This window comes from Pseudomonas sp. MIS38, from assembly GCF_019891575.1.
GTDB lineage: Bacteria > Pseudomonadota > Gammaproteobacteria > Pseudomonadales > Pseudomonadaceae > Aquipseudomonas > Aquipseudomonas putida_A.
In genome coordinates, this window is record NZ_JAFLXF010000034.1 from 21,819 (window position 1) to 37,353 (window position 15,535).

Annotated in this window: 5 protein-coding genes and 1 pseudogene; 3 read left to right on the top strand and 3 right to left on the bottom strand. The window is 62.0% G+C overall.

The window, feature by feature from the left end; translation table 11 throughout:
- Position 1: 1 nt before the first annotated feature.
- Positions 2-595: a tRNA-uridine aminocarboxypropyltransferase gene (locus tag J1G18_RS26680; RefSeq protein WP_223009335.1), complete on the top strand. Its 594-nt coding sequence runs from the start codon at positions 2-4 to the stop codon at positions 593-595.
- A gap of 215 nt (positions 596-810) precedes the next feature.
- Here the strand turns inward: J1G18_RS26680 and J1G18_RS26685 are convergent, their stop codons facing one another.
- The 3 genes from J1G18_RS26685 to J1G18_RS26695 all read right to left on the bottom strand — a co-directional run bounded on the left by J1G18_RS26685 (position 811) and on the right by J1G18_RS26695 (position 6,046).
- Positions 811-2,172, bottom strand: coding sequence for an HlyD family type I secretion periplasmic adaptor subunit (locus J1G18_RS26685; protein WP_223009337.1), 1,362 nt, complete (start codon positions 2,170-2,172; stop codon positions 811-813).
- A gap of 195 nt (positions 2,173-2,367) precedes the next feature.
- Entirely contained in the window at positions 2,368-4,530 is a 2,163-nt protein-coding gene (locus tag J1G18_RS26690; protein WP_223009339.1) for a type I secretion system permease/ATPase, read from the bottom strand.
- A gap of 157 nt (positions 4,531-4,687) precedes the next feature.
- Positions 4,688-6,046: a TolC family outer membrane protein gene (locus J1G18_RS26695; RefSeq protein ID WP_098968485.1), complete on the bottom strand. Its 1,359-nt coding sequence runs from the start codon at positions 6,044-6,046 to the stop codon at positions 4,688-4,690.
- A 532-nt stretch (positions 6,047-6,578) separates the two neighbouring features.
- On the opposite strand from J1G18_RS26695, the pseudogene J1G18_RS28525 reads away from it, so the two are divergent.
- Positions 6,579-6,986 (top strand): annotated as a pseudogene (locus J1G18_RS28525) (retention module-containing protein); the annotation flags it as partial.
- A gap of 330 nt (positions 6,987-7,316) precedes the next feature.
- Positions 7,317-15,188: a beta strand repeat-containing protein gene (locus J1G18_RS26700; RefSeq protein ID WP_410477720.1), complete on the top strand. Its 7,872-nt coding sequence runs from the start codon at positions 7,317-7,319 to the stop codon at positions 15,186-15,188.
- The last annotated feature ends 347 nt before the right edge of the window (positions 15,189-15,535 follow it).

Here is a 15,535-nt window from a genome sequence, read left to right on the forward strand (position 1 = left end):
TATGTCCAGACCGCAATGCCCGCGCTGCCTGCGCCCCCAAACCCATTGCCTGTGCCCGCTGATCCCGAACCTCGACAGCCGCACCCGGGTGTTGCTGTTGCAGCATCCGAGCGAGGTCAATCACGCGCTCAACACCGCGCGACTGGCAGCGCTGGGTTTGACCAATGCCGAGTTGATTGTCGGTGAAGTGTTCGAGGATCTGCCGACGCTGCTCAATCGGCCGGGGTATCAGGCGCGGTTGCTGTTTCCCGCTGACGATGCGCAGCCGCTGCAGGCCTACCGTGAATCCGCTGAACCGTTGTTGCTGGTGGTGCCGGATGGCACCTGGCGCAAGGCGCGCAAGATGCTTCATCTCAACCCGCTGCTGGCAGCGCTGCCGCGGGTGACGCTGGCGCAGGGCGGGGTGTCGCGCTACCGGTTGCGCAAGGCACCGGGGCCGGGGGCGTTGTCGACCATCGAGGCGATTGTGCAGGCGCTGGAAACTCTGGAAGCGCCGACCACGTTTGCGCCGTTGCTCAAACCGTTCGAGGCGTTGATCGAGGGGCAGATTGCGGCGATGGGGGAGGAGGTTTTTCAGCGTAATCATTCAAAATAATGGGTGTTGGTGCGGGCCTCTTCGCGAGCAAGCCCGCTCCCACAGGGGAATGCATTCCAAATGTGGGAGCGGGCTTGCTCGCGAAGGCGCCGGATCAATCAGCGCCAATCTCAACAGTGCCCACATTAGGGTTCTTCCAGCAGGAATGCGATCACTTGTGGGAGCGGGCTTGCTCGCGAAGGCGTCGGATCAATCACCGCAAATCTCAACAATGCCTACCGCTCACGCATCGCCTCAGTCCGTGCCTTCAGCACCGGTTTAAGCAGGTAATCCAGCACACTTTTCTCCCCGGTAATAATGTCCACCGTCGCCACCATCCCCGGGATGATCAGCAGCGGTTTCACGTCCCCGCCCAAGTGGTTTTTATCGGTGCGCACCTGAATCAGGTAGAAGCTGTTGCCCTTGTCATCGGTGATGGTGTCGGCGCCGATCAGCTCCAGTTTCGCGCTCAGCCCGCCGTAGATCGTGTAGTCATAGGCACTGAACTTGACCATGGCTTTCTGGCCCGGATGGAGGAACGCGACGTCTTGCGGACGCACCTTGGCTTCGATCAGCAGGTTGTCTTCCAGCGGCACGATTTCCACCATGTCGCTGCCCGGCTGCACCACGCCGCCGATGGTGTTGACCTTGAGTTGCTTGATCACTCCGTGCACCGGCGAAGTCACGGTGGTACGGCTGACCCGGTCGTCGATGGCGATGCTCGACGCGGTGATTTTCGACAGGTCGGTGCGTTTCTGGTTGAGGTCCTTGGCGGCGTCGGAACGGAAGGTCTGTTCCGATTCGTCGATCTTGCTCTTGATCTCGTTGATTGCCGATTCCGCCCGTGGGATGGCCAGGGTCGTCGCGTTCAGTGAACCGCGAATTTCCACAGCGCTACGTTTCAGTCGCAGGATCTCCACCGGCGACACCGCACCCGTGCCGACCAGTGGCGCGGACATGTTCATCTCTTGCTGCAGCAGCGCCAGGCTGGAACTGTACTGGCCTTGCTTGGAGCGGAACTCCGCCAGCTCCTGAGTCTTCTGCCGCAGCTGTTCGGTGAGGGTGCGTTGTTCGCTGGCCAGACGCCGTTGGCGCTGGTCGTACAGCGCGCGCTCGTCTTCGGCGACCTGTGGCGCTTTGGCGATCACCTCGTCAGACAGTTTGAACGGACGGCCCTCGGCTTCGGCGGAAAGGCGTTCGACTTGCGCGGTCAGGGCGTAACGATCGGCCTCACTCTCACCCTTGTTCGACAGGAAGCGTGTGTCATCCAGGCGCAGCAGCTTGTCGCCCTTGTTCACCATTTGTCCTTCACGAACAAAAATCTCGGTGACGATCCCGCCCTCCAGGTTCTGGATCACCTGGACCTTGCTTGACGGAATCGCCTTGCCTTCGCCCATGGTCACTTCTTCAAGCACGGCGAACTTGGCCCAGACCAGCGCACTGATCAGCAGCGCTGCCGCCAGCCACACGGTGATCCGCGACCAGCGCGGCGAATCCTGCAATGCAGCGCCGGCGGTTTCCGGCATGAACTCGGCTTCGGCGCTTTTGCCGAAACTGTCGAAGTAGCCGCGTGATTTGCTATCTGAAGATGCAGCCATGGGGCGATACCCCTCAGTTAAGAAACATCAAACCGCACAACCCATGCGTCGCCCGTAACACTTACTTGTGGTGAGGGGATTTATCCCCGATAGGGTGCGAAGCGCCCTCAGAGTATTTGGGGCTGCTGCGCAGCCCATCGGGGATAAATCCCCTCGCCACAGGTTTTGTGAGAGCCATAAATTATGTGCACGCATCTAAACCGCCGCCGAGCCGACGCGGCCCTTGCGCAGTGCATCGATAACCGCTTCTTTCGGGCCGTCGGCGACGACCCGGCCGTTGTCCAGTACCAGCAGCCGGTCCACCAGGCTCAGCATTGAGGTGCGGTGGGTGACCAGCAGCAGGGTCTTGCCTTGCACCCAATCGTGCAGCTTCTGGCGCAGCAAGTCTTCGCTGCTGTTGTCCATGGCGCTGGTGGGTTCGTCGAGCAGCATGATCGGTGGGTCGAGCAGCAACGCCCGAGCGAGTAAAACTGCCTGGCGCTGGCCGCCGGAAAGTAGCTGGCCGCGTTCGCCTACCGGCCGGTCGAACCCTTGTGGATGCTGCCGCGCCAGCTCGGTAACGCCGGTCAGTTCGGCAACTTCGAGCATGCGTGAATCGCTGATGTAGCGGGCGCCGAGGGTCAGGTTGTCGCGCAGGCTGCCGGCCAGCAGCGGCAGGTCGTGGGCGACATAACCGATCTGCTGGCGCAAGTCGGCGACATCCAGTTGCCGCAGGTCGAGGCCGTCGAGCAGCAACTGGCCTTCCTCGGGTTCATAGAAACCCATCACCAGCCGCGCCAGGGTGCTTTTGCCGGAGCCGCTACGGCCGATGATGCCGATTCGTTCGCCGGGTTTCATGCTGAAGCTGACGTTGCTCAGCGCCGGCGCGTTCTGGCCGTTGTAGTGAAAGGTCACGCCGCTGACGTCCAGCGCACCTTGCAGTTGCGTGCGTTCCAGCGGTCGCTGTTTGCCGTCGCGTTCCTGGGGCAGGCCCATGAGTGCGTCGGTGCTTTTCATGGTCAGTTGCGCTTGCTGGTAGCGGGTGATCAGCCCGGCGATCTGCCCCAGCGGCGCAAGAACCCGGCTGCCGAGCATGTAGCTGGCCACCAGCGCACCGACGCTGAGGTTGCCGGCGATGATGCTGTAGACCCCGGCGACGATCGTCGCCATCCCCGAGAACTGCTGGATGAACAGCGTGCCGTTGGTCGCCAGCGCCGAGAGGTTGCGCGCGTGGCTGTCGAGGCGAGTGAGGGCGCCGTGGGTGCTTTCCCATTTGTGCTGGCGCTCGCTCTCGGCGCTGCAGGCCTTGAGGGTTTCCAGGCCGCCGAGGGTTTCGATCAGCAGCGCCTGCCGTTCGGCACCCAGGCTCAGGCTTTTCTGCACGGTGTCACGCAGGCGCACCTGAATCACCATGGCGAAGATGATCGTGATCGGAAACGCCAGCAGCGGAATCACCACCAGCCAGCCACCGAGCAGACCGATCACCACCAGCATCAACACCACGAAGGGCAGGTCGATCAGGCTGGTCAGGGTCACGGCGGTGAGGAATTCGCTCAGGCCCTGAAAGTCATGAATGCTCTGGGCGAAGCCACCGATGGTCGCCGGCCGCGCCTTCATCGCCATGCCGGTGATCCGTTCAAATAAAGTCGCGGAAAGGATCACATCGGTTTTCTTCCCGGCGGTATCCAGCAGGTGCGCGCGCACCACCCGCAGCACCAGTTCGAAACCGGTGCCGATCAGCAGGCCGATCGCCAACACCCACAGGGTCGACGTGGCCTGATTCGGCACCACGCGGTCGTAGGTCTGCATGACGAACAGCGGCACCATCAGGCCTAAAAGGTTGATCAGGAAACTGGCGAGGATCGCGTCGCTGTACAGCCATTTCGACAGCTTCAGGGTGTCGCGAAACCAGGCATGCACGCGCGGCACCAGCGGTGAACGCAAGTCTTCGAGTTCGTGGCGCGGACGGGCGAACAAGGCCTGGCCGCTGTAGTGTTCGGCGAGTTCTTCGCGCTCGACCCATTGCTCGCCGCCATCGGCTTCGCTGGGCAGGATCAGCGCCTTGCCGTCGTCGGCGAAACGCCGCAGGACGGCGGTGCGCCCATCCTTGAGCAGCAACAGAATCGGCAGATTCAGCGCGGAAATATCTTTCAGTTCGCGGCGCAACAAGCGCGCCTGCAAACCGGCCCGCGCCGCTGCACGGGGCAGCAGATCCAGGCTCAGACGTTGCTTGTTCAGGGGCAGCCCGGCACTCAGGCTGGCGCGGCTGACCGTCGCGCCGTGGAGTTTGCAGAGGATCAGCAGACCGTCGAGTAACGGGTCATCGAAGCTCAGCCGCGGATCGATCCCGGAGTGTCCGCCTTCGGCCATGCTGGTCATATTGATCGCCCCTGTAATGACTGGTCCAACCTGTGGCGAGGGGATTTATCCCCGATGGCTGCGCAGCAGCCCCATGGAACTCATTGCTGCTCAAATCTTTGGGGTCACTGCGCAACCCAGCGGGAGCAAGCTCCCTCGCCACAAAGGGTCGTGGGACTTACTTCAGCTCAGGCAGGCGTGCTTCGTTTTTGACTTCGGTCGCCGCAATCGCATCCGCCGGCAGCACCACCCTCTGTTTGCTCAGCAACTGGCCCATGTTCGCCAGCACGCGGTACATCGAATATTCCTCGGTGTAGCGGATTTCGGTGTAGCGACGGTTGGCGTTGTAAAGCTCGTTTTCACTGTCGAGCAAGTCGAGCAGGGTGCGTTGGCCGAGGCCGAACTGATCCTGATACGCCGCACGTACACGCTTGGTGGTCTCGGCGTATTCACGGGCGGTCGGGGTCTGTTTGTTCGCGTTGACCATGGCGTTCCAGGCCAGGTGAATGTTCTCGTTCAACTGACGCAGGGCGTTGTTGCGGATGTCCATCGCCTGATTGATCTGGTGCGCATCGGAGGCCAGACGAGCCTTGTCGCTGCCGCCACGGAACAGGTTGTAATTCATGATCACGCCGACGCGCCATTCGTTGTCGTGGCCTTCATCGCCCTGCACGTTGTTGTTCGCACCCACTGCGGCCTCGGCATCGAAACGTGGGTAGAACGGCGACTTGGCAACTTCATACTGGCTCTCGGCCGACTGCACGTCCGCCTGCGCGGATTTCAGGTACGGGTTGTTCTCGACCATGCTCTGCTGGGCTTCCGGCAGGCTGGCAGGAACCTCGCCGCGGGTCGACGGTGGCGCTTCCAGTTCATCGGGCATGCGCCCGACCACAGCGTAGAAGTTCGATTCGGCGTCGGCCAGATCGACTTCGGCGGTGTCGAGGTTGTTCTGCGCCAGCGCCTTACGGGCCACCGATTGATCGGAGTCGGCGGTGCTGCCGATGCCGCGCTGGGTGCGCAGGCCGATCTGATCGTTGACGCGCAAGTGTGCTTGCAGGTTGTTCCGGGCCAGGGTCACCAGTTCACGGCGCTTGAGCACTTCGAGGTAGACCTCGATGGTGCGCAGGGCCAGATCCTGAGCGGTGCCTTGCGCGTAGTAAGCGCGCGAGTTTGACACGCCCTTGGTGCGCTCGACCTCGTTGGCGGTGTTGAAGCCGTCGAAGATCATCTGCCGCAGCCGTAGCTCGGACTGGGTGTAGTTGAGAATCGAAGTGTGGTGATTACCCAGCGCCCGGGTATTGGTGTTGTCGCTGTAACCGCGCCCGTAAGCGGCATTCAGATCGACGGAAGGATAGAAGCCACCCTTGGCCACTTTCACCTGTTCATCAGCGGACAGTTTGGCGTCCACGCGCGAGGCGAGGTCCGGGTGGGTGGCGATGGTGCTTTGAATCGCTTCGGTCAGATTCATGGCCTGGGCTTGGGAAGTGCAAGCCATGGCCAGCAAAACCGCGCTGCAGAGGGGGGTTAGTACGCGCATGGGGTGCATCTCCCTGATCCTGATGGTGCGTTACTGTCGCCAAATATTTGACGATAAATTGAGGTGTAAGCGTTTCACTCTTGTAACAACAGAGCTAAGAACATCCTGAAGCGTAGCTAAGAAAAAATTTTCATAAGGCTTATGCCGAAAAAAACTTATGCGCTTGGCGAAAAGCGGCACATTGTTCAGGGCGAAAGCCTTTGTTTCATGCGCTTTAGGGAGCACAAAAAGGCTTGAGGAAAGTTCCATTCACTTTGCGACATACGGCGAAGTACTGCTGAAGGGGAGGGACGCGTAGCGGCAGATGAGCGACAGATTTTTGTCACTCGGGTGATTCACCACCGTTACGTAGCGTTAGTGGGTGTGCTGCATCGATCAGGACGCGGAAGTGCTTGAAAGCACTGAAGTTTCCTCGTTTGCGCAACCTGCGAAACGAACTGTCGAGGTGCGAGCGTCGCCCCGACAACCCGATTGAGCCATGGGCTGCTTCGCGAACCAGTGCCGACGGTGGTCGGCAGCGGAGGAATTTCACATGGCAACGCTCATCGGGATCGTCACTAAAGTCATTGGTCAGGTTTTTGCGCAGGGCACCGACGGCACTCGCCGCGCCCTGGTCGAGGGCGACCGCTTGTTTGCCGGCGATCAAGTGATCACCGGCGCAGAAGGTGCCGTCGCCATTCATCTGCAAAATGGCCACGAGTTGACCCTGGGCCGCGACAGCAGCATGACCATGTCCGGACAACTGCTGGCCAATCAGGCAGTGCATGTCGATTCCCCTGAAGCACTGACCCCCAGCGAAGCACAACTGACTGACGTCGAGCAGATTCAGAAAGCCATCGCTGCCGGTGAAGACCCGACCAAAGCGGCAGAGGCCACCGCCGCCGGCCCGAATGCACCGGGCGGCGCGCCAGGTGAGTTGGGTGGCGGCCACAGTTTTGTCCTGCTGACGGAAGTCGGTGGGCGCGTGGATCCGGTGATCGGCTTCCCGACCGCCGGTTTCAACGGTATTCCCGAGTTTCCCGAAGAGCGCCATAACGCAGTCATCGACAATGGCGACAACACGCCGATCGTACCGTCGCCGGTCAACAACCTGGTGACCCTCAGTGGCCTCGCCGTGCCTGGCGGTGAGCTGACCCTCAACGAAGCCAACCTGCCTGCCGGCTCCTCGGCCAACCCCGGCGCGCTGACCCAGAGCGGCAGCTTCACGGTGGCGGCGCCGGACGGTCTGAGCAGCCTGAACATCGGCGGTATCAACGTGATCAGCGCTGGCGTGGCAGCCGGTTTCCCGCAGTCGATCACCACACAACTGGGCAACACCCTGACCATCACCGGGTATAACGCCAGCACCGGCGTGGTCAGCTACAGCTACACCCTCAACGGCAACGATGCCCATCCGGCCGGTGACGGCGCCAACAGCCTCAGTGAACATTTCACCGTGACCGCAAGCGACAGCAATGGCGACAGCGCCACCGGCTCGCTCGACGTCAACATCATTGATGACGTGCCCAAAGCGGCGAATGACAGCAACGCCAACACCGCCTCGGAAACCCAGTTGACCTTGACCGGCAATGTCCTGACCAACGACGTGCAAGGTGCCGACCGTGTGCCCACCGGGCCGGTCACTGCCGGCACTTTCACCGGCACTTTCGGCACGTTGGTGTTGAATGCCAATGGCACGTACACCTACACCCTCAACACCAGCGACGCGGATTTCAAAGCGCTGCACGGTGGCGGCAATGGCACCGAGACTTTCACCTACACCCTCACCGATTCGGACGGCGATACCAGCACTGCGAATCTGGTTTTGCAGATTCACAACAACGACGATCCGGTGGTGATCAACGGCTTGAACGTTGAGGGTGGCGAGCTGACGGTTTATGAAAAAAACCTCGGCACTGGCAGCGAGCCGGATGCCAATGCGCTGACCCAGAGTGGCACCTTCACCATCACCGCACTCGATGGCGTCACCACGCTGACCGTCGGTGGCATTGCCGTGGTCACCAACGGTGTGGCCGCGGGCTTCCCGCAATCGGTGACTACACCGCTGGGCAGCACGCTGACCATCACCGGTTTCAATGCCACCACCGGGGTGGTGAGTTACAGCTACACCCTCGATCACAATGACGCGCATCCGACGGGCAACGGCGCCAATACCTTGCCTGAGCAATTTGCCGTAACGGTGGTGGACGACAACGGCACCACTGCCAATGCGACCCTCGACGTTAATGTGGTCGACGACCTGCCAAAAGCGGTGAATGATTCCAACGCCAACACCGCGTCGGAAACCAACCTGATCCTCACCGGCAACGTGCTGACCAACGACGTGCAGGGCGCTGACCGTGTACCGACCGGCCCAGTCACCGCCGGGACTTTCACCGGCACCTACGGCACCCTCGAACTGCACACCGACGGCACTTACACCTACACGCTCAACCCAACTGACGCCGACTTCAAAAACCTGCACGGCGGCGGCAACGGCACCGAGAATTTCACCTACACCATCACCGATTCTGACGGCGATACCAGCACCGCCAACCTCGTTTTGCAGATCCACAACAACGACGATCCGGTGGTCATCAGTGGCCTCGACGTGAACGGCGGCGAGCTGACGGTTTACGAAAAAAACCTCAGCACCGGTAGCACTCCGGATGCCAACGCGCTGACACAAAGCGGCACCTTCACCATCACCGCTTTGGACGGTGTTACCACGCTGACAGTGGGTGGCATCGCTGTCGTGACGAATGGCGTGGCGGCAGGCTTCCCACAATCGGTCACTACACCGTTGGGCAGCACGTTGACTATTACTGGTTTCAACGCAGCAACTGGAGTGGTCAGCTACAGCTACACCCTCGATCACAACGATGCGCATCCGACTGCCAATGGCGCCAACTCGCTTTCCGAACAGTTCGGCGTCACGGTGGTCGACGACAATGGCACTACCGCCAACGCAACGCTTGATGTGAATGTGGTCGATGATCTGCCCAAGGCGGTGGATGACAGCAACACTGGCACCGCGTCAGAAACCAATCTGACCCTCACCGGTAACGTCCTGACCAACGACGTGCAAGGCGCCGACCGCGTACCGACCGGCCCAGTGACTGCCGGGACTTTCACCGGCACCTACGGCACCCTCGAACTGCACACCGACGGCACCTACACCTACACGCTGAACACCACCGACGCCGACTTCAAAAACCTGCACGGTGGCGGCAATGGCACCGAAACCTTCACCTACACCATCACCGATTCTGACGGCGATACCAGTACCGCCAACCTCGTTTTGCAGATCCACAACAACGACGATCCGGTGGTCATCAGCGGCCTGGACGTAAACGGCGGCGAGCTGACGGTTTACGAAAAAAACCTCAGCACCGGCAGTGCGCCTGATGCCAATGCACTGACCCAAAGCGGCACGTTCACCATTACTGCACTGGACGGCGTCACTACGCTGACCGTCGGCGGTATTGCCGTGGTGACCAATGGCGTGGCCGCAGGTTTTCCACAGTCGGTCACCACGCCGCTGGGCAGTACGCTCACCATCACCGGTTTCAACGCGGCCACCGGTGTTGTCAGCTACAGCTACACCCTCGACCACAACGACGCCCACCCAACCGCCAACGGCGCCAACAATCTGCCTGAACAGTTCGCCGTCACCGTGGTGGACGACAACGGCACCACCGCCAACGCAACCCTCGATGTGAACATCATCGACGACCTGCCAAAAGCCGTGAACGACAGCAACGCCAACACCGCGTCGGAAAGTCAGTTGACCCTGACCGGCAACGTCCTCACCAACGACGTGCAGGGCGCCGACCGCGTACCCACCGGCCCGGTCACCGCCGGTACGTTCACTGGCACCTATGGCACGCTGGAACTGCACACCGACGGCACCTACACCTACACGCTGAACACCAACGACGCCGACTTCAAAAACCTGCACGGCGGCGGCAACGGCACGGAAAATTTCACCTACACCCTCACTGACTCGGACGGCGATACCAGCACCGCGAATCTCGTCCTGCAGATCCACAACAACGACGATCCGGTGATCCTCAACGGTCTCGACGTGAATGGCGGCGAACTCACGGTCTATGAGAAAAACCTCAGCGACGGCACCAGTCCCGATGCATCGGCGCTGACTCAGAGCGGTACCTTCACCGTGACCGCGCTCGACGGTCTGCAAACCCTGACCGTGGGCGGCATCAACGTCGTCACCGGTGGTGTGGCCGCAGGCTTCCCGCAATCAACCGTCACGCCGTTGGGCAGCACGCTGACCATCACCGGCTACAACCCGGCGACTGGCGTGGTCAGCTATAGCTACACCCTGGTCGATAACGAAACCCATCCGAACGGCAACGGCGCCAACAGCATCACCGAGAACTTCAACGTGGTGGCGACTGACACTGACGGCAGCACCGCCAGCGGCCAGATCAACGTCAACATCATCGATGACCTGCCGAGCGCGCACGCCGATTCCGCCTCGGTGGCGGAGGGCGGCACCGTCAGCGGCAACGTGCTCGACAATGACATCGGCGGCGCCGACGGCCCGGCGGTGACCGGCGCGGTGGTCGGTGTGCGCGCCGGCTCCGACACCTCGACCTCGGCCATTGGCGGCCTCAACAGCAACATCAATGGCACCTACGGTTACCTGACCCTCGATGCCAACGGCAACGCGGTCTATCACAGCAACCCCAATGCCGTGAACGGCCCCGGTGCGGTGGATGTGTTCACCTACACCGTGCGCGATTCCGATGGCGATGAAAGCACCACCACCATCACCATCGATGTCGCCAACAGCAAGCTGTATGCGACCAGCGACACCGACGTCACCGTCTACGAAAAAGCCCTCGACCTGACCAAGGACGGCGCCGATCTGGCCCCGGGTACGGTCATCGGCAGCGATCCGACCAACACTGGCGAAACCGCGTCCGGCACGCTGGTCGGTTCGGTCACCGGTGCGGTCGGCGCCATCAGCTATGCGCTGGTCGGCAGTGCCACCGGCAACTACGGGCAGATCGTGCTCAACCCCAACGGCACTTACACCTACACCCTGACCTCGCCCGCGACCACCACACCGCATGCCGACGACGGGGCCAATACCCTGACTGAAACCTTCACCTATCAGGCCACCGATTCGCTGGGCAATGTGGTCACCAGCACCATCGTCGTCAGCATCGTCGATGACGTGCCCAAGGCCCTCAACGACAGCAACGCCACCAGCGCCTCGGAAACCCAGCTGACCCTGACCGGCAACGTGCTGACTAACGACGTGCAAGGCGCGGACGTGGTCGCCACCGGACCGAACGCCGGGCCGATCACTGCCGGTACGTTCACCGGGACTTACGGCACGCTGGTGCTCAATGCCAACGGCACTTACACCTACACGCTTAACCCGGCCGGTGCCGATTTCAAGGCGCTGCACGGCGGTGGAAACGGCACCGAGACATTCACCTACACGCTCACCGATGCTGACGGCGATACCAGCACCGCCAACCTGGTGCTGAACATCCACAACAACGACGATCCGGTGGTGCTCAACGGCCTCGACGTCAATGGCGGCGAACTCACCGTCTACGAGAAAAACCTCAGTGACGGCACCAGCCCCGATACTCCGGCGCTGACCCAGAGCGGTACGTTCACCGTCACGGCCCTGGATGGCCTGCAAACCCTCACTGTCGGTGGCATTGTCGTCGTGACCAACGGGGTCGCCGCAGGCTTCCCGCAATCGGTGGTGTCGCCGCTGGGCAGTACGTTCACCGTCACCGGTTACAACCCGGCGACCGGCGTGGTCAGTTACAGCTACACCCTGGTGGATAACGAAGCGCACCCGACCGGCAACGGCGCCAACAGCCTCACCGAAAACTTCAACGTGGTCGCGACTGACACCGACGGCAGCACCGCCAGCGGCCAGATCAACGTCAACATCATCGATGACCTGCCGACCGCCAAGGCCGACACCGGCTCGGTGGCGGAGGGCGGCACGGTCAATATCAGCGTGCTCGGCAACGACGTTACCGGCGCCGATGGCGCAGCGGCGGGCGGGGCAGTGGTCGGCGTGCGCGCCGGCAGCAACACCGCGACCTCGGCCATCGGCGGCCTCAACAGCAACATCAACGGCGCCTACGGCTACCTGACCCTCGACGCGGCAGGCAACGCCATCTACCACAGCAACCCGAACTCCGTCAGCCCGCCGGGCGCCACCGACACCTTCACCTACACCATCCGCGATGGCGACGGCGACGAAAGCACCACCACCATCACCATCAATGTCGCCGACAGCAAACTGGTGGCGTCGGTCGATCAGGACGTGACGGTCTACGAAAAAGCCCTCGACCTGAGCAAGGACGGCCAGGACCTGGCCCCCGGCACGGTCACCGGCAGCGACCCGACCAACACCGGCGAAACCGCCACCGGCACACTGGTCGGTGCGGTCACCGGCGGCAGCGGGGCGCTCACCTACACCCTGGTCGGCAGCGCCACCGGCACTTACGGGCAGATCCAGCTCAACGCCGACGGCACTTACACTTACACCCTGACCTCGGCACCGAAAACCACGCCGAACGCCAACGACGGCGCCAACACCCTGAGCGAAAGTTTTACCTACAAAGCCACCGATGCGCTGGGCAACAGCACCACCAGCACGATTGTGGTCAACATCGTCGATGACGTGCCCAAAGCCGTGGCGTCGGATCGTTCGGTGGCGGCGGTGGAAATCGATTCCAACCTGCTGATCGTCCTCGACATCTCCGGCAGCATGGTCGACCCGTCCGGCGTGCCGGGCCTGTCGCGACTGGATCTGGCGAAACAGGCGATCAGTGCCTTGCTCGACAAATACGACGACCTCGGCGATGTGAAGGTGCAACTCGTCACCTTCAGCAGCAGCGCCACCGACAGGACCTCGGTGTGGGTTGACGTGGCCACCGCCAAGTCGCTGCTCGCCGGTCTCACGGCGGGTGGCGGTACCAACTACGACGCGGCCGTGGCAACGATGCAGACCGCGTTCAACACCTCGGGCAAACTCACCGGGGCGCAGAACATCGGCTACTTCTTCTCCGACGGTAAACCGACCACTGGCCAGGAAATCGGCACCGCCGATGAGACCGCACTCAAAGCCTTCCTCGATGCCAACAACATCAAGAACTACGCGATCGGTCTGGGCAGCGGCGTGAGCAACGCCAACCTCGATCCGCTGGCCTATGACGGCATCAGCCACACCAACACCAACGCGGTGGTGGTCACCGATCTCAATCAGCTCAACTCGGTGCTGTCGGGCACCGTCGAAGGCGCCCCGGTCACCGGTTCGCTGCTGGGCGAGGGCGGTACCTTCGGCGCCGATGGCGGTTTCATCAAATCCATCGTGGTCGACGGCACCACTTACACCTATGACCCGCGCGCCAACAGCGGCCAGGGTTCGTTGAGCGCATCCGGCGGCACCAACCACGGCACGTTCAACACCGTGAACAACACGATCAGCATCGCCACCAACAACAGCGGCACGCTGGTGATCAACCTCGACACCGGTGACTACAGCTACACCTCGCAGAAAACCACAACCACGGTGATCACCGAGAACATCGGTTTCACCCTCAGCGACAACGACGGCGACCTCGCCAGCTCGACGCTGACCGTGAAAGTGATCCCCAACTCGCCACCGGTGGCGACGGACGACCACGTCATCACCAACGTGCTGTCGAGCAACATCACGGTGCCGGGCGAACTGTTGCTGGCCAACGACACCGATCCGGACGGCGACACGCTCAACGCTTCGCCGACTAGCTTCAACACCGGATGGGTGGCCAAGGGCGCGGACTTCACCGGCACTGGCGCGATCAACTTCGCCGGCACCGGCAACACCGCCGCCAACCAGAACCTGGCCGACGTACGCGCTGCGTTCGCCGCCAACACCGCAGCGATGACCGCCGTGCTGGTGGTCAGCGGTTACCTCGGTGCGGTGACCAGCGCCAATGCCAACGATGAAGACCTGATCACCGTCAAACTGAAACAGGGCGAAACGCTGAATCTGGATCACAACCTCGCGGCCGGCCACGTCACCATGGAGTACTCGGTCAACGGCGGCGCGTTCGTCAGCATCGCCGACGGCGGCACCATCACTGCCGGTGCCGATGGCACCTACCAGATCCACGTGACCAACATCAGCAACACCAGCGGCAGCAATCCGACGGCAGCGGAAAACTATCAACTGACCATGACGGTCAACTACGCCGGCGCCCACGACGTGACGCCGGATTTCCACGGCACCTACACCGCCAATGACAACCATGGCGGCAGCGACACGGCCAACGTCAGCATCACCTATCAGGATGGCCACACCCTCACCGGCACTGCCGGGGATGACATTCTGGTGGCGGGCACCGGCAACAACATCCTCAATGGCGGCGACGGCAACGATGTACTGACTGCCGGTTCCGGCAACAACGAGATGCACGGCGGTGCGGGCAACGACTTGCTCTACAGCGGCCCGGGCAACGACATTCTCGACGGCGGCACCGGCATCGACACGGTCAGCTATGCCCACGCCACCGCCGGGGTCACGGTCAACCTCGGTCTGCTCGGTGCGCAAAACACCATCGGCGCCGGCACCGACACGATCAGCAACATCGAAAATCTGGTCGGCTCGAACTTCAACGACACCCTGACCGGCGACAACAATAACAACGTGATCAACGGCGGGCTGGGTAACGACATCCTCAACGGTGGTGGCGGTGATGACCTGCTGATCGGCGGCTTGGGCAACAACACCCTGACTGGCGGGGCAGGCGCGGATACCTTCCAGTACCTCAAGGGCAACAGTGGCCACGACACCATCACCGATTTCACCCCCGGCACCGACAAGCTCGACCTGTCGCAACTGCTGCAAGGTGAAAACGGCACCACCGCGTCGCTCGACGATTACCTGCACTTCACCGTTACCGGCAGCGGCGCCTCGGTGCTCACCAGCATCGACGTCAGCGCCCTGGCCGGCGCCACACCGAACCAGACCATCGACCTGGCCGGCGTCAACCTCGCCAGCCACTACGGCGTGACCCCGGGGGCGGGCGGGGTGGTGGCCGGCGGGCACGACACGGCGACGATCATCAGCGGCATGCTCAATGATCATTCGCTGAAAGTGGACACGGTGTGATCAAGGCCTGAAACGACAAAACCCGCCGCCCCGATCAGTCGGGACGGCGGGTTTTTTTCTGTCTGGAGAACTGCGTTGCCAGTGAGTCAGCCTTCGCGAGCAAGCTCGCTCCCACATTGGATTTAGGGTACTCAGCATTTGTGAACAACAAGGCTACCCTGTGGGAGCGGGCTTGCTCGCGAAAGCGGCCTCCCAACTGATCAATCCCCAACTGAATGCACTCAGTCAAATGGTGGGAGCTGGCTTGCCAGCGATGGCGGCCTCCCAGCCGACCAACCTCCCACCTGAATGCACGCATTCCAACTGTGGGAGCGAGCCTGCTCGCGAAAGCGGCCTCCCAGCCGACC